Source organism: Acidaminobacter sp. JC074 (assembly GCF_022496765.1).
Taxonomy (GTDB): domain Bacteria; phylum Bacillota; class Clostridia; order Peptostreptococcales; family Acidaminobacteraceae; genus JABXKX01.
Genome location: NZ_VANV01000011.1, coordinates 85,519 through 108,545, shown reverse-complemented (window position 1 = coordinate 108,545; position 23,027 = coordinate 85,519). Strand labels below are relative to the sequence as shown.

22 protein-coding genes and 1 riboswitch are annotated in these 23,027 nt (G+C 35.1%); of the genes, 5 read left to right on the top strand and 17 right to left on the bottom strand.

Annotated elements, in window-relative coordinates; all coding sequences use genetic code 11:
• Positions 1 to 4 precede the first annotated feature (4 nt).
• Together EZV73_RS13725 and rbr are read right to left on the bottom strand one after the other, a co-directional pair.
• Positions 5 to 484: a ferritin family protein gene (locus EZV73_RS13725; protein ID WP_240840908.1), complete on the bottom strand. Its 480-nt coding sequence runs from the start codon at positions 482 to 484 to the stop codon at positions 5 to 7.
• Positions 484 to 1,059 carry a rubrerythrin gene (gene rbr, locus EZV73_RS13720; protein ID WP_240840907.1) on the bottom strand — a complete coding sequence of 192 codons (576 nt, stop codon included), beginning with the start codon at positions 1,057 to 1,059 and terminating at the stop codon, positions 484 to 486. Before rbr ends, EZV73_RS13725 begins: the two co-directional genes overlap by 1 nt.
• A 159-nt stretch (positions 1,060 to 1,218) precedes the next feature.
• Here rbr and EZV73_RS13715 point away from each other — a divergent pair, with 159 nt between their 5' ends.
• A complete protein-coding gene (locus tag EZV73_RS13715) occupies positions 1,219 to 1,638 on the top strand; it encodes a hypothetical protein (RefSeq protein WP_240840906.1) in 420 nt (139 codons plus the stop codon).
• A gap of 137 nt (positions 1,639 to 1,775) precedes the next feature.
• The gene (locus EZV73_RS13710; RefSeq protein ID WP_240840905.1) at positions 1,776 to 4,082 is read left to right on the top strand and encodes a glycoside hydrolase family 3 C-terminal domain-containing protein; all 2,307 of its coding nucleotides are present in this window, start codon (positions 1,776 to 1,778) and stop codon (positions 4,080 to 4,082) included.
• On the opposite strand, the gene EZV73_RS13705 is transcribed toward EZV73_RS13710, so the two are convergent.
• From EZV73_RS13705 to rd, 9 genes are all read right to left on the bottom strand, one after another.
• A complete protein-coding gene (locus tag EZV73_RS13705; RefSeq protein WP_240840904.1) occupies positions 4,075 to 6,939 on the bottom strand; it encodes an EAL domain-containing protein in 2,865 nt (954 codons plus the stop codon). The genes EZV73_RS13710 and EZV73_RS13705 overlap by 8 nt on opposite strands.
• Before the next feature lie 54 nt (positions 6,940 to 6,993).
• Positions 6,994 to 7,980, bottom strand: coding sequence for an adenosine deaminase (gene add / locus EZV73_RS13700; protein WP_240840903.1), 987 nt, complete (start codon positions 7,978 to 7,980; stop codon positions 6,994 to 6,996).
• Between the two features lie 84 nt (positions 7,981 to 8,064).
• A riboswitch (purine riboswitch) is annotated at positions 8,065 to 8,164 on the bottom strand.
• 77 nt (positions 8,165 to 8,241) lie between these two features.
• A complete protein-coding gene (locus EZV73_RS13695; RefSeq protein WP_240840902.1) occupies positions 8,242 to 8,577 on the bottom strand; it encodes a hypothetical protein in 336 nt (111 codons plus the stop codon).
• A 1-nt stretch (position 8,578) separates the two neighbouring features.
• Positions 8,579 to 8,953, bottom strand: a complete 375-nt coding sequence (locus EZV73_RS13690; RefSeq protein ID WP_240840901.1) for a hypothetical protein — start codon at positions 8,951 to 8,953, stop codon at positions 8,579 to 8,581.
• Positions 8,954 to 9,023: 70 nt separating this feature from the next.
• A complete protein-coding gene (locus EZV73_RS13685; protein ID WP_240840900.1) occupies positions 9,024 to 9,770 on the bottom strand; it encodes a DUF4367 domain-containing protein in 747 nt (248 codons plus the stop codon).
• Entirely contained in the window at positions 9,754 to 10,317 is a 564-nt protein-coding gene (locus EZV73_RS13680; RefSeq protein WP_240840899.1) for an RNA polymerase sigma factor, read from the bottom strand. Before EZV73_RS13680 ends, EZV73_RS13685 begins: the two co-directional genes overlap by 17 nt.
• A gap of 150 nt (positions 10,318 to 10,467) precedes the next feature.
• Positions 10,468 to 11,505 (bottom strand): A/G-specific adenine glycosylase, encoded by a 1,038-nt coding sequence (mutY, locus tag EZV73_RS13675; RefSeq protein WP_240840898.1) that lies wholly within the window; start codon positions 11,503 to 11,505, stop codon positions 10,468 to 10,470.
• A gap of 44 nt (positions 11,506 to 11,549) precedes the next feature.
• Complete coding sequence (locus tag EZV73_RS13670; RefSeq protein WP_240840897.1) at positions 11,550 to 12,476, bottom strand: DMT family transporter; 927 nt, start codon at positions 12,474 to 12,476, stop codon at positions 11,550 to 11,552.
• Positions 12,477 to 12,624: 148 nt separating this feature from the next.
• Entirely contained in the window at positions 12,625 to 12,783 is a 159-nt protein-coding gene (gene rd, locus EZV73_RS13665) for a rubredoxin (protein WP_240840896.1), read from the bottom strand.
• 133 nt (positions 12,784 to 12,916) lie between these two features.
• On the opposite strand from rd, the gene EZV73_RS13660 reads away from it, so the two are divergent.
• Together EZV73_RS13660 and EZV73_RS13655 are read left to right on the top strand one after the other, a co-directional pair.
• A complete protein-coding gene (locus tag EZV73_RS13660) occupies positions 12,917 to 13,996 on the top strand; it encodes a GGDEF domain-containing protein (protein ID WP_240840895.1) in 1,080 nt (359 codons plus the stop codon).
• Positions 13,989 to 15,284: a methyl-accepting chemotaxis protein gene (locus tag EZV73_RS13655; RefSeq protein ID WP_240840894.1), complete on the top strand. Its 1,296-nt coding sequence runs from the start codon at positions 13,989 to 13,991 to the stop codon at positions 15,282 to 15,284. The genes EZV73_RS13660 and EZV73_RS13655 overlap by 8 nt, the downstream gene beginning before the upstream one ends.
• A gap of 28 nt (positions 15,285 to 15,312) precedes the next feature.
• On the opposite strand, the gene EZV73_RS13650 is transcribed toward EZV73_RS13655, so the two are convergent.
• The gene (locus tag EZV73_RS13650) at positions 15,313 to 16,164 is read right to left on the bottom strand and encodes an ATP-binding protein (RefSeq protein WP_240840893.1); all 852 of its coding nucleotides are present in this window, start codon (positions 16,162 to 16,164) and stop codon (positions 15,313 to 15,315) included.
• 122 nt (positions 16,165 to 16,286) lie between these two features.
• On the opposite strand from EZV73_RS13650, the gene sfsA reads away from it, so the two are divergent.
• Positions 16,287 to 16,979, top strand: a complete 693-nt coding sequence (gene sfsA / locus EZV73_RS13645; protein WP_240840892.1) for a DNA/RNA nuclease SfsA — start codon at positions 16,287 to 16,289, stop codon at positions 16,977 to 16,979.
• Here sfsA and EZV73_RS13640 read toward each other — a convergent pair whose 3' ends face one another.
• From EZV73_RS13640 to EZV73_RS13620, 5 genes are all read right to left on the bottom strand, one after another.
• A complete protein-coding gene (locus tag EZV73_RS13640) occupies positions 16,980 to 17,810 on the bottom strand; it encodes a carbohydrate ABC transporter permease (RefSeq protein ID WP_240840891.1) in 831 nt (276 codons plus the stop codon). It abuts the gene before it with no gap.
• Positions 17,811 to 17,819: 9 nt separating this feature from the next.
• The gene (locus EZV73_RS13635) at positions 17,820 to 18,710 is read right to left on the bottom strand and encodes a carbohydrate ABC transporter permease (protein ID WP_240840890.1); all 891 of its coding nucleotides are present in this window, start codon (positions 18,708 to 18,710) and stop codon (positions 17,820 to 17,822) included.
• 46 nt (positions 18,711 to 18,756) lie between these two features.
• Positions 18,757 to 20,094: an ABC transporter substrate-binding protein gene (locus tag EZV73_RS13630; protein ID WP_240840889.1), complete on the bottom strand. Its 1,338-nt coding sequence runs from the start codon at positions 20,092 to 20,094 to the stop codon at positions 18,757 to 18,759.
• 144 nt (positions 20,095 to 20,238) lie between these two features.
• Entirely contained in the window at positions 20,239 to 21,282 is a 1,044-nt protein-coding gene (locus tag EZV73_RS13625; protein WP_240840888.1) for a helix-turn-helix domain-containing protein, read from the bottom strand.
• Positions 21,283 to 23,001: a sensor histidine kinase gene (locus EZV73_RS13620; RefSeq protein WP_240840887.1), complete on the bottom strand. Its 1,719-nt coding sequence runs from the start codon at positions 22,999 to 23,001 to the stop codon at positions 21,283 to 21,285.
• Between the last annotated feature and the right edge of the window lie 26 nt (positions 23,002 to 23,027).

The window sequence follows — 23,027 nt, the reverse complement described above, 5'->3', positions numbered from 1 at the left end:
CCTTTTAAAATGGTGCGAATCCTTGCTCACTCCACCAATCTTCTTGCAAATTGTTGTACTCTTTATTAAATACATCGTAATGGGCTCTTTCCCATGCTTCTAAAATCTTAAATAGTTCTTTAGCAGACTTTTCTTCCACTTCTTCAGAAGCCTTCTTATAAAACTCAAACGATGCTTTTTCAAGCTGAAGTGCTATACCGAAAACACTTAAGATGGTCTTAGGGTCTTCCCTATCAAGTTTGTCCCACTTAAATATCTCAGGTGATGGTGGTGCATCAACTGTCATCAGATCAAAATCACTGCCAGAATCGATAGACTTATGTAAATCCTGTAGCCAAACCACATGTTTTCTTTCTTCTTCAGCCAGCTCTAAGTATGTTTCTTTCATCTGAACATCACGCGTTTGTCCAGCTGCCATCCTGTAGAATTCATAACCTTCGATTTCACTGATTATGGCTTGTTTGATATAAGCTAAAGTCATCATTAGTAGTTCATTTCTTTCTTCTCGAAGTAGCCTTGAGGATGTTGACATGTTGGACATTCTTTAGGTGCATTTGGACCTTCATGAACATGACCACATTTTCTACACTTCCATCTAGTTGGTTCAGGCTTAGTAAAGACTTCATCATTTTCAATGTTTTTAGCTAACTTAAGGTATCTAGCTTCATGCTCTTTTTCAACCTTAGCAATATTTCTAAATGCTCTAGCGATAGCAGGGAAACCTTCTTCTTCTGCAACATTAGCAAACTCAGGATAAAGCTCAGTCCATTCTTCGTTTTCACCAGCAGCTGCTGCTTTAAGGTTTTCTACAGTTGACTTAATGATACCTGCAGGATACATAGCTGTAATTTCTACCGCTTCACCTGACTCCATAAACTTAAAGAATGTTTTGGCATGTTGCTCTTCATTAAGTGCTGTTTCCATAAAGAGTGCAGAAATCTGCTCAAAGCCTTCTTTTTTAGCTTGCTTAGCATAAAAAGTATAACGATTCTTCGCTTGAGATTCACCTGCAAATGCTTTTAATAAATTCTTTTCTGTTTTAGTTCCAATTACTGACATACTTACCTCCCTTAAATTTTAAACATCTTTACCTTTATACCTATTATATGCCATATTTAATCAGAAAACACAAAATTTAATGTAATACTATATTAACTTTATTATTTCCTCATCCATATGATATAATCAATTATGGTATTAATTAGGGGGAGGGGTATTATGCATGATACATTAACACCGAATGTCTTAAAAGTTGAATTTTCGAGAAAAGTCATTCAAATAAGAGCTTTAGTTGCTCTGGGTAATAATCTTATAAAAAACAACCCAGAGAAAAGATATGAACTGATGCTTGTTACAGCAGCAGGACAAATAAGCGGATCATATTGTGAGCTATACTGTAGTGATGATTTAGCTTGTCCATGTAACGATCAAGAATTTGATATTTCTAAAGTAGATGAATTAGCCAATAAGGTACTTATTGACGCTGAAAATGAGTTAGTTAACATTAAGTTGGTTGATAATGCAGAGTTTATCAAACTTACAAATGCTAAAATAGTTCAAGGTGGTCAAACCACTAAAGTAGAACAATTAAACATCTATGCCGATCAAATTATTGGTTTTTCTTTAGTAGAAATCTAAAACACGTGAAAACGTGTTTTTTTATTTTCCCATTTATATTTCACAAAAATCCCATAAGCGTATGAATTTAAGACATGATGCCATAGTCCATGTATTTTCTGGATGCTAAAATGAAGAAAATTTAGAAAGGAACTCTTATGGATAAGAAACTTACTTTAAAAGATCAAGCATCTTTACTGATGGGAAAAGATTTTTGGTCTACCCATCAAACAGATGGATTACCGTCCATCATGATGTGTGACGGTCCTCACGGACTCAGAAAACAAGCAGGAAAAACAGACCACCTAGGCAAGAATGAAAGTATACCTGCCACCTGTTTTCCAACAGCATCTGCCTTGGCCTCATCGTGGAATACAGATTTACTTTATGAAGTTGGTCTTGCTCTTGGAAGAGAATGTCAAGCGCACGATGTTTCAGTCCTACTGGGCCCCGGCATCAACGTCAAACGGTCTCCCCTATGTGGTAGAAATTTCGAATATTTTTCAGAAGATCCTCTTGTTTCAGGTAAACTGGGTGCTGCTATGATTAATGGCCTTCAATCCATAGGCGTGGGTGCATCCTTAAAACACTTTGCCGTCAACAATCAAGAGTACAGACGCATGTCCATAGACGCTGTTGTAGACGAAAGAGCTTTAAGAGAAATTTATCTACCTGCATTTGAAATTGCCATAAAAGAAGCAAATCCTTGGACTGTCATGTCCGCTTATAACAAAGTTAATGGTTCTTATTGCAGCGAAAATAAATACTTGCTGACAGACATACTCAGAAAGCAGTGGCATTATGACGGACTTATTGTAAGTGACTGGGGTGCTGTGTCTGATAGAATAGCCTCTTTAAAAGCAGGGCTTGATTTAGAAATGCCTTTTTCGAGTCACAAACATACAGAAGAACTTATAAAAAATAAAGACCAGCCTTCTTTTGATCAATCTGTTAACCGTGTTCTAAAGTTAATCAACAAGACCAAGCACCATAAAAAATCCCTTAAAGTGGATTACGACAAACATCATCAACTTGCTAAAAAAGCCTTGGTAGAATCAGCAGTGCTGTTAAAAAATCAAGGTGCACTGCCCTTAAAAAAACAAGAAACTCTTGCATATATAGGTCCTTTTTTTGAGAATCCACGTTTTCAAGGTTCAGGCAGTTCACATGTTAACCCTAAAAACTTGATTTCATTGAAACAAGCCTTAGACCAAGAAGATGTCAACTACATCCATTTGACTCAGGTAGCAGGTTCAGAAGACTTGATTAAAAACGTAGATAAGGTAGTTATATGTATCGGCTTACCTGATATATACGAATCTGAAGGATTTGACAGACAAGACCTCAATCTACCGCCTGACCATAATTCACTCGTTGATCAGATAGCTGAAATCAACCCAAACATAGTTGTCGTCTTATCTAATGGTTCACCAGTTCTTATGCCTTGGCTCGATCATGTTTCCGCCCTACTTTCAATCCACCTTGGCGGACAGGCACTTGGTCAAGCGACATATGATTTACTTTATGGATTTGAATCACCTAGTGGTAAGCTAACTGAAACCTATCCCCTATATCTTGAAGATACACCTTGTTATAAGTTTTTCGGGATGGGACCTCAAACTGTAGAATATAGAGAAGGCATTTATGTTGGTTACCGTTACTACGATACCTTTGAAAAAGAAGTCCTATTTCCTATGGGATATGGTTTATCTTATTCATCATTTGAATACAGCAACTTAAAGCTTATCAAGCACAAGGAAAGCTTTCACGTTTCAGTGGATATTAAAAACACTGGCTCTATGACAGCATCTGAAACAGTCCAGCTTTATATAGCACCACTTAAAAGTCATATTCATAGGCCTCTTCAGGAACTGAGGGCATTTGAAAAAGTACGTTTATTAGCTAAGGAGAAAAAAACTTTAGACTTTTACCTAGATAAAAGAGACTTTTCTCTTTATCATACCGGTATCAATGATTTTTATGCACCATCTGGCGACTACGAGATTAGAATTGGCAGTCATTCGAGAAATATCCTTTTAAAAGATCTTGTTCAAATAGAAAACAAAGACGATTTGCAAGTAGATTATCACGAAACGCAAAGAGAGTTTTATATGAAAGACATTGATATTTCAGATGAAACCTTTGAAAACATGATGGCTAAACCTGTTACTAAAAATGCACCTTTAAAAAAAGGCATGTTCGACATCAATTCTACCTTAGGGGATATCAAACATACCCTGATTGGTAAACATTTATATAGAAAAGCATATAAGGAAATGAAAACATCTGGCAGCCCTGTCGAAAAGGCCAATCTTGAAAGAGCAACAAATGAAACACCCCTTCAAGCTTATATTTTGATGACAGGCGGCCAAACTTCTCCTGATAAGATGAAAGCCTATATGGATATCATCAATGGGGCCTATATAAAAGGATTTAAGAAGCTACTAAAAAACCGTATCACTTAGATACGGTCTTTTTGACATATTCAACAAAATCATCATAACCTAAAGGTTTACTGTACAAGTAACCCTGTAGTTCCTCACAGTCTCTTGATTCAATGTAAGACAGTTGTTCCTCTGTCTCAACACCTTCTGCAACAACGCTTAGATTAAGGTTATGAGCAAGTCCTATAATAGCCGATACGAGCTTCTGACTCATGATATCATCTATGGCATTGATAAATGAACGGTCAATTTTAAGCTTTGACAGTGGTAGGTCCTTGATATAAGAAAGAGATGAATAACCTGTCCCGAAGTCGTCTACAGATATAGATATACCTAAAGACCTTAACTCATTTAAAACTCTAAGAGTCGTCTGTAAGTCGTTGATAAAGAGGCCTTCTGTAATCTCAACGGTTACTTTTTTAGCATCTATGCCGCAATCTTCAATGGCCTTTTTCACTTCACCAATAAAGCCTGCATCTAAAAACTGCATTACTGAGACGTTGACTGCAATATTTAGATGGTCTAATCCTTCATCATGCATGCGCTTGGCTTCTCTAAGAGCTCTTTTTAAGATCCAAATACCTAATGAAATAATCAAGTCTGTTTTTTCAGCTAAAGGAATAAAGACTGCAGGCGAAACATGTCCAAGTGTATCATTTTCCCATCTTAACAAGGCTTCCATACCTGTAACTTCCTTAGTCATAACCGATACAATCGGTTGATATAATAGGGTCAACTCATCATTTTCTATAGCATTTCTCAGTTCATTGATGATGATCATACGCATTCTTGCAGAGTCATTCATCTCTGCACTGTAGAACTCATACCTGCCTTTGTTCACTTCTTTACAGTGAATCATGGCATTAGTAGCAAACTTAAAAAGCTCTGTTGGTTCTGATGTATCAAATGGAAATGATGAAATACCAACACTTGAGCCAATCAAGATCTCATAATCACCAATCTTATAAGGTTCTTTAAAGGTTTGGTTCACATCCTCTACAGTGTTGATCAAGTTTTTTAGTTTGTTGTCTCTAAAGATAAAAGCAAACTCATCACCACTTAACTTAAAGAGCATACACTCATTAGGCAGAACTTGTCTGAGTCTCTCAGAAATAGCCTTTATAAGCTTATCACCAAAAGTCCACGAATAGGCTTCATTAACCTTTCTAAACTCGTCTAATCCTATGACAACAAGTGAAACAAACTGCTCTTTAACATCCTTTAACTCTTTTAAAATATTAAGGAGTGCCTTTTTATTAGGTAAATCAGTTCCAGAATCAAAGTTTTCCAGATAATCTATAATCCGATCTCTTTTGATTCTTTCATCGATTTCTGCTTGTAATCTTTCGTTATGTGTTTCCATTTGATGAAAAGAGGTTTTGATCTCTGCTATCATCTCTCTAAATGCAGATGCAAGTACACCGACTTCATCAATGGTATCCACTTTAATCTCAACATCATATTTTTTTTGTTTAACAGCATCAGCTGCCTTTGATAAGGTTACAAGTTCTCTAGTCACAATTGTATTAGACTTATAGATCAAAAATAAGATAATAATGGCAAGTACAAAAGTGATGATAAAGACATTCAATGTTAAAACAGACACTTCTGAGTTGATCTCTTCTTCTATTTCATAATACATATGGAATACTTCATCTCTTGGCACTAGAAAACCAATTTGCCATGACTCTTCAAAAAAGCTTTTTTCTGGTAGCCACGATTGGTAAGAATAAAGTTTTTTAGATGCAAACATATAATCCTCACCGTCAATGGAGATGGTTTGAATCTTTAACTCGTCATCATTATTCATGTCAAGATTTTGAATGGCTTCATGCTTTGAATCTTCTAATTTTCTATCTAACCTGTTAAAACCTTCATCAGAAGTGGTTGTAGATAAACTATCAGAGCTTAAACCTAGTACCTCTAAACCATCTTGGTTAACAGAAAATACATTACCACTAGATTGGGTCACAAAGGCAAAACCTGTTTCTGATATGGATATATCTTCAATCATAGAAGTGATTTTTCCAATAGATACATCATATGAAATGGTACCTTCAAAGTTATCCTTGCCTTCATTGGCTATAGGTTGAGAAAGGGTTAATACCAAGTCACCAGAAAGACCATCTTGAACTGGTGGTGTTACTCTTAAAAGCTGAGTGATTTCATCAATGTCAGAGTTTGTAATACGCTCACGCCACTCACCTGCTAAACCTGGATTAAAAGTCTCCCATATCGGTTGATTAAATAATTCAGGATAAACAGCTATGGTATCTTGTCCTAAATTGGTCCAAGGTGCCAACCTGAAGACTTCTCGGTTTTGACCACCTTGAAAATATATCTGCAGTTTCTCAACGCCGTGTTCCATAAAGGCCGGCATTAAAAGATCCAGTATTCTTGTATCATCAATGAGTTTTACAACTTCTTCATCAATAATGCCATCTTTAAAAAGATAAGATGGTACAGAGACAACAGTCGGTTCATCATCCATGTTCTGCATATAATTGGAATATTCATCTAGATTATCACGAAAATAAGAAGATGTTCTCATGGCATCTATCCACTCAGTTAATTCACTCCGATTAGAAAAGACCCTTTGCAAGGCACTAGAAAGTATGTGAAGTTCATTAAAGAGATTATCCATTTGACCATTAACATGTACATAAACAGATTCTGCATAATTACCATAATACTCTTCAACTAACTGATTCAACTCAGTTTCAGTAACATCTAGCGTTTCAGTTTTCATATGTCCAATAGAGTTAAAATTTAGTGTAGATACAATCACAACATATATCAACAGACATACGGTTGTCATCCACAATAATTTAAGATTTATACTAGAATTTATATATTTTAATAAACTTTTTTTCTTCATAAAGTCACCACCAATTAAAATATACCCTAATTCTCTATTCGTAAATCATGTTTCTTACCTAATATATGCCAAAAGTTTTTCTTTGATTTCGTCAGACGTAAAGGCGGCCTGAACACTATACTCATAGATTTTATGATAATCGCTTAAGTCTAAGTTAAAGGTCTCCATAACACGCTTAACTTCTTTTGTCATGCTTGTGTTAGATACCGTTCTATTGTCTGTGTTTATGGTGACTAAAATACCTGCATCCATAAAGTCTTTTATAGGGTGGTTCTCCATTGAAGTTACTGCTTTAGTCTGTACGTTACTTGAAGGACATGTCTCTAAAACAATCTTATGTTTCTTTACTATGTCAAAGGCCTTTTGATGACTATGAATGTGGATACCATGTCCAATCCTATCTGCACCAATGGTCACTGCATCAAAAACATTTTTGCCAACACCTGTTTCGCCAGCATGAATGGTTATCTTATAGCCCAAAGCTTTTGCCTTCTCCACAAATGGTTTAAATGTATCACAAAAGCCTGCTACTTCGCTTGAAGCCAAGTCAAATCCTACTAGGCCTTTATCCAAATACTTTGAACCAGTTTCAATCAAGTCATCCAGCCTATCTGTCGGCATGGTCCTTAAAGCAGCAATGATGATACCACCCTCTATATCATATTTTTCTTTGGCATCATTCATGCCCTTTAGAACACTCGAAATAATTTCATCAAGATTAAGCCCCTTGTTCATGTGTAAAAGCGGACCAAATCTAACTTCCAAATACTTAACATTTTCATACGAAGCATCTTCAAATATTTCATATGCGATTCTTTCTAGTGAAGCTTTGTCCTGCATCACTTGAACAGCTAATTCAAATCTCTTTAGATACTCGTCTAAAGACGGACAAGATTCTGGTGCAATCAATGAGGATCTTAAGCTTTCAATATCTGCGACTTGTAAGTTTCTCTCTACGGCCAACTCACGAAGTGTTTCAGGTCTTGCAGAGCCGTCTAAGTGACAATGCAAGTCAATCTTTGGTAATGCTTTGTAATTCATTTTATTTCCTTTCACGCTTAACAGAATGCTTACTATGATCAAGTATTTTTATATGTAACAAAAAAAAATTCCTGACCACAAAGAAAGCATTGCTACTTTCTTCGTAATCAAGAATTATTGGTTCTTGGTAGAGACTCCCAAACCTTATTATTGGGATTATACGAATATAACATTGTTAAAGATATTAACACAGTTATCATAAGATGTGAACCCCTTAAATTATGAATTTGCATGACTTTATAAAATATTTACAAGAGATCACTAAATACTTTCATGATAAGACAAGTCTTTTTCTCTTTTATCTAACCTGTCTATAATACATATAAAAAGGACCAAGCCAGAAAAACTGTATAAGTATGATGGCATTTCATGGAGATAGAACTTATGATAACTTAACAAAAGCACCAAATTAACCACCAGTACCACTGGTGTGATGGACTTCTTCAACTTGCGCTTGAACATACATAAAAATAAAGATAAGGCCATGCTCATCACTACTAAAAGCATGTTATGGAGTAGGCTAAGGCCTATCAGTACATTAAAGAGAAAAATGACAACAGACAAAGAAACAATATACAAACATTTTTGAAATTTCATATCAAACCATCCACGATGTCAACAAGTATGTATAATAAGTCACAAGCTTATCCATACGCTTATAGTAATCAGAATAGTAGTAAGTCTCTGAATGACACCCCTGACCAATGATATCAAGACTGGCTACAGGTCTTTCACCAAACATATAAATATCACTATAAATATGCTCATCTATCTGCGACTTATCTTCTAAATAAACATAAAACTTCAAATAGCCCATTCTCGACATGACTTTTGTTTCTCTTATAGACTCATGACCATTTTCCAAGTCATTAACAAAACTTGCTACATCTTCTGAATAATAAGGCACTTTCACAATAGATAAAATGACAAGTCCTAATAGTATTAATAATGACACCAAAGCAAAATTTCTCATAACTCCTCCAAAAAAAACGTTCTAATAATAGAACGCTTTAATATGAGATTTCTTACACCTTTTTTTTAATTTATTCAATTTTTTTAATGTTTTCTGCGATCTTAATGACTTCTTCAGATGATAAGTTCGAAACCAAAAGAAATAAAGTATCTTCATTTGCAAAAGAAATCTTAACAGTCCCCTTCTTATAGATATGCATGGCTTCATAATCATTGATAAGTATATAAGTTACTTCAGCATCCTCAGTATCTACAAGAGTGGTTGTAGAAGCCTCTAGAGGTGATGTTGTTAAAGTCACAAAATCTTCACCTCTTTCAAAGTGATAGAGTTCAATCACATTACCAAGATGACTTTTTTCAAGATTAAAACCCTCAGGCATATAGATTGGATAATAGGAACCAGCATATTTTTCATTGAGACTCTCGGTATCATTTTCATCTATAGGACTGGGGATTATTTTAGTATATTCCCCTTCATCAGAAATCAGAAGATTAAAGAACTTGATTCTCAAGGCTTCCACATTAAAAGTAATCACAGATGCTGCCACTGTTAAAGTAACCAAGATACTTGCAGCATACTTCATGGTCCTAAAGTGTCTTTTTCTTTTATGAGCTTTTGCCTCTTTTTCTTTTAAACCCTGGCTAAATCTTTTAAACCACCCATCAAGCGTGGCTGGCACTTCTAAGTCTTTATATAGATCTAGGAGACGGTCTGTTTCTTTACATATTTGATCAGAGTAATCATAACCTATTTCATAAAGCAAGGTTTCGTTGAGTCTTATATTTTTATCCTTTTCTTCTCTAGTAAGCTCTGTCAAAAGACTTCCCCCTTTCATTAGAAATTTTCTTTAAAGACTCTAAGCCTCTTTTAATACGAACACTGACATTGTTTTTACTAATACCTAAGACTTGTGATATTTCATCAATGGTCAAATCATCATAGTACCTTAACTTGATTATTTCTTTATAAGTCGGGTGTAATGTCTCGACTAGATCGTTTAAATCAGTCGTTTTTTCACGACCAATGATTTCATCTTCAATCAAGGAAGTAAGTAGATCACTTGTGATAACTTCTTCAATATGACTATCTGTTAAATGTTCCTTCTTACTGCGTCTCATATAGTCAATACAAAGGTTCCTTACTATAATAACGAGATAGGACCTTGTTTTCTTACACTTTATCTCAGATATTTTATCTAAAAAAGGATGAATCTTTAAAATCGTCGTCTGTACCATGTCTTCAGCTAATTCATGACGCTTTAAAATTGAGTAAGCTGTGATATACAAATCTCTCTTATAGGTTAAATATATTTCTTCAAGTTTACTTCTTTTGGCTTGATCTTCAATCAAGGTTAAAAACAACATAGATGACCTCCATTTTCATTTCATATCCATCATAGCACAAGAAATGGAAAATTATAAAAAAAATAAGCAGAAACAACATTCTGCTTATTAATCACCATTAACCTCAATAAAGTCAACTATATTTTCATCCTAAAAAGTAATCGCAAACTTCTAAATATTTTTTGTAGCATTCTTTAACAGTTTATGAAAACCTGTTGGCAAGGCATAATCTTTAAGTTCTTCATAACTTACCCAAATAGTTTTAGGCAAATCTACCTCAACTTGCTGTTCAGTCGACATTTCAACAAGTATCATATCCCAAACCAGATGGGTATAGACATGTTTAGTTGTTGAGATTTCTTTGAAATCATCAACCTTTAAATCATAGTCCTCTTTCAAATGATCTTTAATCAAACTTATATAATCATCTGTATAGGTTACAATAGGAAAAGCCCAAAGTCCAGCTAGAAGACCTTCTGAAGGTCTTTTCATAAGCATGATTTTATCATTGCATTTGATGTAACATGCTGCTATTTTTTCATGTCTCTTCTTGATCTTTTTAGTCTTTACAGGACGAATATCCTGTAGTCCTTGTTTTTTAGCCTGGCAGTCCTTATGAATAGGACATTGATTACACTGATAGTTTTTCGGCGTACATATTCTGGCACCTAGTTCCATCAGAGCCTGGTTAAAATGTCTTCTGTCCTCAGGTAAAGTCTCCATGACCTTTTCTTCAAAGACTTTTTTACTGGATGCTACAGATATATCATTAGCCATATCAAAGTATCTGGAATAAACTCTCATGACATTGCCATCAACTGCAGGCACCTTAACATTATAGGCAATACTTAAAACCGCACCAGCTGTATAAGAGCCTACACCAGGCAGCTTGATGATTTCATTATAAGTATTTGGAAAATGGCCATCATAGACTTCCACAACCATTTTAGCACATGGTATCAAACGTCTTGCTCTTGAGTAATAGCCTAGACCTTCCCACATCTTTAAGACTTGGTCTTCTTCTGCCTGGGCTAAATCGTATACTGTCGGGAAATTACTTATGAAACGATTAAAATAAGCTACAACTGTAGCGACTTGAGTTTGTTGTAACATAATCTCTGATAACCAAATCTTATAGGGATCACTACTTTCTATCCAAGGTAATTTTCTATGATTTTTATGATACCAATCTAGTAATTCTTTTTGCATATTTCTCCTAAAAAAACTATGAACAATGTCATAGTTTTTATCATTTATTCATTGGATTGTTTTCTTAGTTCATTTGAGTCTACTTGTATTGTATCAGATTTCTTCTTAAAATCTACCTCAATGATTAAAATTGCTGCAAAGATAAGTAGACATCCCATAATCATCAGAGGTGTCATAACTTCATTTAAAAGCAAGACGCCAAAGACAGCTGCAAATACCGACTCTAAAGACATGATAATCGATGCATGTGACGATGATGTATACTTCTGAGCAGCGGTTTGAACTGTGTAACATAAAAATGTTGAGAAGACAGCTAAATAAACAATCGATGATATTTCTGCCCCTGTAAGATTAAATACCAGTGGTTCAAATAAAAGGGCTGATACAACAAATAAAAGTGCTGCAACTGAGAGTTGTAGAAATGTCAACTTTAAAACATCTACTGATTTTGTATAATATTCTAATGCAATGATATGTGCTGCAAAGAAAAGAGCACAAAGTAAAGTTAAAGCATCACCTGGATTAAAATCAAGTGATTTATTAAGTGAAACCATGGCTATGCCTGCAATGGTTAAAACACTCCCTAAAATAGCCTTATTCTTTGGTCTCTTTTTATAGAACAACCAATACAGTATCGGTACCATAACCACGTATGTTGCCGTTAAAAAACCTTGTTTAGAAGCTGTAGTATATTGGAGTCCAAATGTTTGTGTCGCAAAAGCCAGATATAATATCGACCCTACAACAGCCCCAACCTTTAGATCTTCTTTACTGATTTTACCTATCTTCTTATGAAAAAATAAATAAACAATTGATGATGCCAGTACAAATCTGTATGCCATTAATAAAAATGGTGTCATAGTATCTAAGGCACCCTTAACAGCTACAAATCCGCCACCCCATACGGCAGCTACAAAAAATAAGCTGATGTCTGATAGATACTGTTTTTTCTTGCTTGATAACTTATCCATTAATGCCCCCTTTTAATCTATTAATGTCACTATACCAAAGAAAGTGATATTTTGCATCAAATTTCTAAAAGCAATCAAAAAAATTTAAGAGGCACTCAAAAAAATTGAAGTGAAATTAAAAAAGTCTGCTTACGCAGACTCAAATGTTTTATGCTAATTCAAAATCTTCTTTACCAACGCCGCATAAAGGACATACCCAATCCTCTGGAATATCTTCAAATGCAGTGCCTGGAGCAATACCGCTATCAGGATCGCCTACTTCAGGATCATAAACATAACCACATACTGTACATACATATTTTTTCATAATTGTCCTCCCATATAAAATATTCTAAGTTTCTACTCTTTCAGAATATACCATAATTTACTTCTCTTCAATCATTTTATTTAGAATACGATTGAACTTTCTAAATAATGGTATATACATAAGGGAGGTTATGATGATTGATAGAAAAAATAAAGACGAGAAATTCCTAGAATATATCTTAAAAGAAAACTTCAATCTTATATTGGTATTTTGTTCTTTGTACACAGTTTATATTTTACTCAGCATTGCCTTTGGAGATTTTGATGATTCTTTTATTTCAAATGCAACCGTTATACTGATCATGTTTTTACTTTTAACCCTATCTGGCATATGGGTACAACACAAACACAATCATCAGATAAGATACTATAAACTTTTGATAGGTGCCTTCTACATGTGCACTATCATTGCAATCATCTTAAGTGATATAGGAGAAACATCCTCTTATCTGTTCATATTTTCCGGTTTGATGTTACTACTGATGTTTTCTGGGTATTTATATATCTCGATAGTTTTACGTACACCTTTATTGATTAGCATCTTGGGCTCATGTATATTTTTAACTATAAAAATGTCTCAAAGTAATCTTTATATTGTGGTTTCTATAGTGATTTTATTTTATAGTTTACTTGTGTCTCATCAAAGATATCAAAGCATAAACGAAAGATACAATAATCGCATACAGATCAAAGAGATGAAAGAAAGATTAGAAATCTTATCCTACAAGGATATTCTAACCGATCTCTATAACAACCATTACATCCATGAACAACTCGACCATGAGATAAATCGGAGTGTCAGGTATCAAACACCCCTATGTCTACTTATATTAGACATAGACAACTTTGAAAGATACAATCAAGAACACGGCCAGCTTGCAGGAGATGATGCCTTATCCATTATAGGCAATATACTTCTAGCCAACTGCAGGTCGACAGATATCATAGGCAGATACAGTGGCGAGGAGTTTATCGCCGTATTACCAAATACATCACTTGATGAATCAATCCTACTGGCAGAACGACTAAGACTTCTGATACATAAATATGATTATGGTCATGCATCCGACTTAACAGTATCAGTCGGTATAAAAGAATACATTGATGAAACAAGTTCACAGCTTGTCAAAGCAACAATAAAAAACGTCCAGTTAGCCAAGAAGCTTGGTTATAATAACATCTATTATGACAAACTAGGAGGAGAAATTGTTTAAGAGAAAAAAGAAAACAAATGAAGAACCTATAATTCAAAAGGAAGTGGTTCAGGAGGTCCAAGTACTTGAAGATAACCACACAATAGAATACTTACAAAAAATAAATAGCATCTTAAAATTTGTTACTGAACTCGATTACATAAAAGATATGCTTTTAGGTGTTGATAAACAAGCTGAAATGGTTGATAATGTGGCTGCTAGTTCAGAAGAGATGACAGCAGCCATAGAAGATATTTCTAACTTTGTTCAAGATTCTTCTGAGAGAACAAACAACTCAATTACTGTTGCCAACACATCTTTACAAGGCATTGAGACAGCATTTAGAGACGTTATAAAAAGCTTCGAAGCTTCAAAAAAAGTACAGACAACCATGGAACGTGTATCAAGTGAAGCACAGAAAATCAATGAAATGGTAACCATCATCAAAAGTGTTGCTGACCAAACCAATCTCTTAGCTCTAAATGCATCTATAGAAGCAGCTAGAGCTGGTGAACACGGTCGAGGCTTCGCTGTTGTTGCTGACGAAATCAAGAAGCTTGCTGAAAACACCAAAGAACAAGTGGAATACATCAATGAAACAGTTGGCAAGCTAACAGAAGAAATCAACTTTACCAATCAGGCACTTAATGATTCCAATAAGAGTTTTGAAAACAGTAAAACTATGATGCAAGAAGCTGTAGGTTCTCTTGATACCATGCACGATGATTTAACTGAAATCAACAATGCATTTATTGAAATTTCAGCTAGTATTGAAGAACAAAATGCAGCCTCACAAGAAACCACATCTTCTGTTATGATCGTAAATGAAGTGACTCAAGAATTACAAAAGGAAACAAGTAAAACAGGTCGTGCTGTCAATTCTATTTCACAACTCATCAGCGATCTAAGAACAGAACTACTTGCTCAAACACCGGATTTAGACATCAATACTCAAATAGAAATTTGTATGACAGACCATTTGATCTGGAGATGGAAAGTTTACAACATGATCCTAGGTTATGAAGACTTAACAGAAGCTGAAGTAGGGACTCACCACACATGTCGATTAGGTAAATGGTGCGACAATACTCATTTCGAAAATCCTAATATGTGCAGTGCTATTGATGAAATGGAATCACCACATGCCAAGCTTCATGAAGTCGCTAAGAAGTCTATACGAGAATACAACAGGGGCAACACCTTAGGTGCTGAAGAATACTTAAAAGAGCTGGACTTACTATCAGCGGATGTTATCAAGCAACTTAAGCAAATGAAACGTATCATTAGAAAAGAGCAAAAAAATAAGTAATCTCTCAATCGAGAGATTACTTTTTTTTTTATTTCAATTGACCATCTGGTGTAATTGTTCTTTCTAAGTAAGGAATCGCCTTACCTGATTGTTCCATAGCTCTTTTAACACCTGTTACAATACCTGTACAACATGGTACTGACATTCTTGCAACAGTAATTGAGTTGATGTTGTGCTTTTTAAAGATCATTGTTAACTTCTCGATATACTCATCCATCTTGTCAAGTTTTGGACAACCAATCAATGTTACCTTACCTTTAATGAATTCTTGATGGAAATTAGCATAAGCATATGCTGTACAATCTGCAGCTACTAAGATGTTACAATCGTCAAAGAATGTAGAATCAACATTTACTAATGAAATTTGTACTGGCCATTGTCTTAATTGAGACGGTGCAATACCATTTGCATTTGTTTGAACATTTAATGGTGCATTTGGTTTAAAGCCTGGTGTAGGGAAAGTCTGCTCATGTGCAGAACCACAACCACAAGCTGGCTCATCTTTTTTAAGTGTAATACCATCATTTTCTTTTACATTAAAAGGATTTGCTGGTGCAGCATTTACGCTAAATGGATTAGCAGGCTTGTCATCTACATTGAATGTCATTTCTTTAGTAGAACCACAGCCCTTAGATTTTTCACCCTCTTTAAGTGCAAAACCTTTTCTGTCTTGGTCAAACTCTTCTGCTTCTTTTTCAGTTAGTTTAATGGCATCCACTGGACATGCTGGTAAACACATACCTAAGCCATCACAGTAAGTCGTGCTCATTAATTTAGCCTTACCATCTACCATTTGAATAGCACCTTGCTCACAGGCACTCGCACATAAACCACAACCTACACATTTATCTTCATTGATTTCAATAATTGTTCTTTTCATTTTTTTCCTCCTCATTACGTTTATCTTGATTATATTCTACCAAAGTTCTATGATAAATACAGTAACCTGTGTTACAATTACACTATAATTTATACTATTTTTGTGCATTTTAAAGGAGATTTATGAAATATAATCAAATATATGAAGGCAAATTCATTAAACGTGTTAATAGATTTATTGCTCATGTTGATATAAATGGACAAGTTGAAGTTGTTCATGTAAAAAACACAGGCAGATGTAAGGAACTCTTTATAGAAGGCAGAAAAGTTTTTCTTCAGAAATCGGATAATCCAAACAGAAAGACCAAGTATTCTCTAATAGCCATCTATAAAGACGAAAAACTCATTAACATAGATTCTCAAGTACCCAATCAAGTCATTTATGAAGCCATAGAAAATGGTCAGATTCACGGCTTTGATCAACTTAAATACATCAAGCGAGAGCAAACATATGGTAACTCTAGATTTGATATCTATTATGAAACTGAATCTCATAAGGGTTACATTGAAGTAAAAGGTGTTACCTTAGAAAACGACGGTATCGCCATGTTCCCAGATGCCCCTACTGTTAGAGGCACCAAACATGTCAGAGAACTTATTAAAGGTCAAAAGGAAGGCTATAAGAACTACATCATGCTTTTGATTCAAATGAAGGAAGTCCATTACTTTAAACCCAATCATATTACAGATCCTGACTTTGCAAGCGCCCTTAAAGAGGCAAAAGAAGCTGGTGTAACAATCAAGTGTTATACATCGACCATTACTGAAGACTCTATAGAAATCCTAAAAGAAATAGAGCATGATTACATGCTCTAATTACTTGACACTGCCTGATGTTAAACCACCTATAATATATTTTTGACACAGTATAAACACCAGTATCATTGGTATAAGTGCCACAGTCGCTCCTGCCAGTATCAAGTGATCCTGAGCGAAGCCCGCTTCATCAATGAAGTTTGTTAAACCAACTGTTAATGTATAGAGCTCTGGTTTTGTTACAAAGATTAGGGGTGCTTCGTAATCGTTCCATCGCCATACAAAGTTAAGAATGGTTACTGTGGCTAAAGCTGGTTTAGCAAGTGGTAAAATCAGCTTCCAGAATATTTTAAACTCACCTGCACCATCAATCCTTCCCGCTTCTATTACAGAATCCGGTATTTGAACGAAAAACTGCCTCATCAGGAAAGTTGAAAGCGGTGAAAAGAGTCTAGGTAATATAAGTGCCCATCTAGTATTAAAAATGCCTAGGTACTTAAATAAAATAAACTGAGGTACCATCAAGACTTGAAAAGGTATCATCATGGTAGCCAGATACAAAACAAACAACTGGTCTCTGTACTTAAAATCTAATTTGGCAAAAGCATAACCTGCAATGGATGATGTTAAAAGTGTACCAATTACAGAAATTACAGTAACAACTGTAGAGTTACCTAAGTAAGTCATAAAAGATGGATCTTGTTCAAATAAAACGACCTTATAATTATCCAATGACATGTTTTCAGAAAACAACTTTGGCGGAAACTCACTGAGTTCACCAAGGGGTTTTAAAGATGACACCAGCATCCATATGAATGGATAGATAATCATAATGCAAACCAAAGCTAAAACAAGTGTTAATAACCATTTCTTCAAATTCTTTTTATCCATAGCTGCCTCCTACATGGTCTCTTCAAATTTCTTCTGTATCTTCCACTGTGACAAGGTAACGACAAAGATGATCAGTAGAAGAATCCAAGCCATAGCTGAAGCATAACCCATCTTATGATACCTAAAACCTGTTACATATATATAGTGGGCCAAAACGGTTGTTGCCTTTCCAGGTCCACCGTCAGTCATGATATTGACGGTTCCAAAGACTTGAAAAGATGCTATGATATTGGTTATTACTAAGAAGAAACTTGTGTTTTTTAGCATGGGTAAAGTGATTTTAAAGAAAGTTTGAATGCCACCTGCACCATCTATATCTGCTGCTTCATAAATAGACTTATCTATACCTTGTAGGGCTGACATATAAATCGTTGTATTGTAACCCAGTCCCATCCAAACCGCTATGATCATTAAAGCCGGTAAAGCCCAGTCTAAAGATCCTAACCAACCTGGCACATTTTCTATACCTATGGCCATAAGCGCTTGATTGATCACACCATTTGATGGGTTATAAAGTATCGACCAGACCGCTGCTACTGCAACCACACTTGATATATAAGGTATAAATATAATGGCTCTCATCAAGGTTTTACCATGGACTTTATCATTTAAGACAGTTGCTAGAACTGCTGATAAAAAGATCATAGAAGGTATGGTAACAAGGGCAAACAATAGATTGTTCCAAAAGGCTGCCTTGAACCATTCATCTGAAAAGATATTCATAAAGTTCTTCAAGCCGATAAAACTTGTGCCTTCTAAGCCTTTAAATATATTGAAATCTGTAAATGCAATTAGTAAAGAGAATAATACTGGTATTAAGATGAATACTAAAAAGCCAATAAAATTCGGTGCAATAAACAAATAAGGTGTCCATCTATTCGGTTTAATGCTTTTTTTCACTATTTTCTCCTTTCAAAAAGCTGGGTTACCCCAGCTTGTGTAGTCTTTATTGTTCTGCCTTAATAGCGTCATCAGCACGAGATTTAAGATTCTTTAGGTAATCATCTTTTGTTGTTTCACCTAAGAAGAATAACTCACTCTCCTCTTTGTATATTTCAACAATCTGAGGATAAGCTGTTGTAATTGTATCTACGATATAAGCATTATCAGGATTCATTACAACACGTGCATAACTTTCAGCATTAAATAGTGTATCAGCATTGTCTCCTAGTATTTTCTCACTAACCAAAGCTGTATCTGCCTTTGACCATGCTGGAATCTTGCCGGCCTTTAGCATGTACTCAGAACCTTCAGTGATCCAGTACTGCATAAACTCCCAAGCTGCTTCTTTGTTTTCTGACTTTGAGTTCATACAAATATTATTATTCAAGTAGGCTCTAAAGTTGTTATCAACACCAGCTTCCGTTGTTGGGAATGCAGCGAATGTCACCTTAAAGTCATGTGGGAAGTTTTCTAAATCTTTTACGTATCTTAACATCCAAGTTGAGAAAGGCATAATTGCAACTTCTTCATTTAAAAATGCTGGATGTGCATACATTTCTAACTTCTGGGCAAATACTTCTTCAAACGGCATAGCATAACCTTCAGCCATCAACTCCTGAATTCTTGCATTGGCTGCAAACTCTTTTGAATCAAAGTTAGACTCATTGCCGTCATTCTTATAATATGAATCGCCACCTAATACAGTTAAAGCAAAGTTAAGTGGTAAACCACCACTGTAAGGGTGTACACCATAAATAGTCTGGTCACCTGTAGTATCTGTTAAGGCTTTTGCCACTTCAACAAACTCATCTACAGTCCAATCATCAGAGATCTCAACGCCTTTTTCTAAAAGCATGTCTTCATTGATCATAAAGCCAAAGAACTCTTTAACAGTTGGAAGTGCATAATACTTGTCATCAATCATTGAAACATGATCTGTATTAGTCGTGATGTTTTCTTTAATAAAGTCTACAACACCATAAGATTCCAAAGGCTCTACCATACCACCATTTACACGTTTTTTAAGTAAGTCCGTCGAATAGGTAAAGAAGACATCAATCTGCTCACCTGACATGATGGCAGTATCAAGTTTGGTATTACCTGTGTCATCATTTACAAAACGATTGTACTCAACTTGAATATCTGTATGACTTGCATTAAATGCATCCACTAGGTCTTGAGGTCCTGACTCACCAGGTACACCGCCCCATACAACCAGCTTTGTAACTGCTTGTTCTTCGGAACCAGATCCTTCTGTCGCTTGTTCATTTGTACCGCTACAAGCCATTAAAGAAAGACCCATAGTCAAACATAATAATAGTGCTAATAATTTTTTCTTCATTTTGTTTCCCCCTTCACATATAAGTATAGATAACGTTTTCCTCATAAGCCATGAAGGGATATTTGAGGAATTTTCAAAATTCTTTGATACTTTTTCATCCATCCAAAAATAATGAAAAAAGTTCAAAGAATAATGCATTCTCTATTACAAGTTTTTCTTATATGTATTCGGAGAAAGGCCTTCATTGGATTTAAATATCCTTGAAAAATAAGACTCACTTGAGTAACCAACATCAAATGCAATCTCATAGATAGCCTTATCAGTATGTTCTAACATGTATTTAGCAGCCTTGATTCTTGTATGGTTGAGATAATCACTAAAAGATGTACCTGTAGACTGCTTAAAGAGTGAAGACAAATAGGATTCATTCATGCCAATATGTTTGGCTACATCTGATAATTTCAGACTCTCCTTATAGTGGTCTTCAATATATGTTATGGCTTTAGAGATATCCTTTCCATATTTCATCTGCTCATTTGATTTGATTTTTTCTGACACCAACAAGGCAACTTCATGAATACGATCCGTCATGACTTGTATGGAATGACTCTTGTCTAAATAATCATAACAAGACATACCCTCTATAGTGAGATCTGTCATATATGAACCCGAGATCTTTAACTGCCTGTTAAAGAAAGCATATATATCTACCCAGTCATGAAAAGCTTCAAGAGATTCAACTCTACTCGTTATGGTGGAAAGGTGGTCTTTTAAGAGTTTTTCATGCCCCTTCAATGCTTTTTCTAATTCACGCTCATCTTCAATAAAATAGTGGGTTGTCATGACTTTTTTATGATCAGCTTCTGAAGTCAACTGAACGGACTGTAAAAGTGAAGTAATGTTTTCTTTAAGGCCATTAGGACTTATAGACAGTTTCGGAATGTAATCTAATGCCCTGTTAAACTTCATAGCCTCTCTAATGGCTTCTACGTCGTTTATGCAGGATAAAACAACGACAGCAATCTTGTCAAATGATTCATGGACAATCTTAATAAGCTCTAAACCATCCATCTTAGGCATAACAATATCAGTAATCATCAGATCAATATTATGATTTTTAATAACTTCTAAGGCCTCAAGGCCATTACCAGCTTCGTAGACTTTTTCAAAACCAATAGACTGCCAGTCAATGCCCATCACAAGTCCTTTTCTAACAAGGACCTCATCTTCAACAATTAATAGTTTCATTTAAACCTCCAAGTAATCTCTGATTCTAAGTGTTATCTGAGTGCCTGTATGAGAAGAATCTATGATCAAATGACATGTTTCATCATAATATAATGAAATTCTTTCATCAACACTTCTGATGCCTATACGAGTGGCGTTTTGAATATTTTTCTTATAGAGTTCCAACATCTCAGGGTCCATACCAAGACCATTGTCTATAACTTGCAAGTAAACATAGTCCTTGTCAGAATAAGCTTTGATGGTAATGATGCCCTTTTTGTCCATGCCTGTAAAGCCATGTAAGATAGAATTTTCTACAAGAGGTTGTAGAATAAGTGCTGGCACCAAGACATGATTTAAAGACTTGTCCACATCAAAGATTAGTTCAAAGCTTTCTCCATACCTATATGACTGAATGTCTCCATAGTATCTTAAAGTCTGTAGTTCATCTTCCAAAGTAATAATTGATTTGTTCTTACCTAAAGTTCTTTCTAGTAATGTACCAAGTGCCATAAGCATGGATTCAGCCTTTTGATTATCCTTCATAACCACAAGCCATTTGATGCCATTTAAAGTGTTGAGTAAAAAATGCGGATTGATTTGAGCTTGTAAGGCTTCAAAGTGCTTTTCTTCTTTGGCTTTGGTTTCTACCTCCACCTTCTTGATCAAAGTCTCAATTCTTTCTACCATACCATTGAAGTTATCACTTAATGCTTCAATTTCTTCACTGCCTGTTACTGCTGCCCTAACCTTTAAATCGCCTTCTGAAACCTTGGACATGACCTGACTAAGTTCTACAATAGCCTTGGTGATGACTTTCGACATAAAAAATGAAGCCACCAAAACTACTATGATAAAGACACCATTCATAACAATGGTCAAGTTTCTATACGACTTAAGATCATAAGTTATGGCATCATAAGACTGAACTTGGTAGATGGTCCAATTTGTTAATTCTATATCTGTTTTAGTTACAACTGATTTAACATCATCTACATAAATAATAGCAGAATCCTGATTTTTCATATTTTCATAAATACCACTTGCACTCCCGACAGGATTAAGTCTATCATTTAAGATCATCTGTCCTTTATCATCAAGAATAAAAATATGATTGACATTGTCATCAACGACATTTAAAGATACCAGACGGTCATTCTTAGACGGTTTTACCATAATGCCAATAAGCCCGATACTGTTATAAAACTCATCTTTGATGGATCTTATAAGTACCAGGCTATGGTCACTTTCACTTTCAGTCCAATCATTTTGCCATATAAAATGTTCAGATCCGTCAAGTATCTTTTGGAAGGACTCTGAAGTACCTATGACCTCTTTACTGATAGGTGTATAATAGTTTGTATTGTAAATGTTACCAAATGAATCTGCAATCACAGTTTCTACATCATAGGTATACCAATTGGTCGTTTGCATGGAATGAATCTTAGATTCTATGTTCTTTGAAACTTCAAGCGGCTTTTTAATGTAGATGTCTCTATTGGCCAAGTAATTTTGAACTTCACTGTCAAAGGAAAAGCTGTTAGACCCGACAATGATGTCATCCATCACTTCATCAAAGGCCTTGCCATAACGCTTGACTTGCTGAAGTGATAGATTGATCACCTTTTCTCTAATAACATTTGTGGTATAGGCATAACCTATAATCGGTACGATGATTAAAGGTATTAAAGCCACTAAAATGATGGCTAAACTGTATTTTTTCTGAATTGATAGTTTCATATGTTCTCTCCTACTTTCAGTTTAGC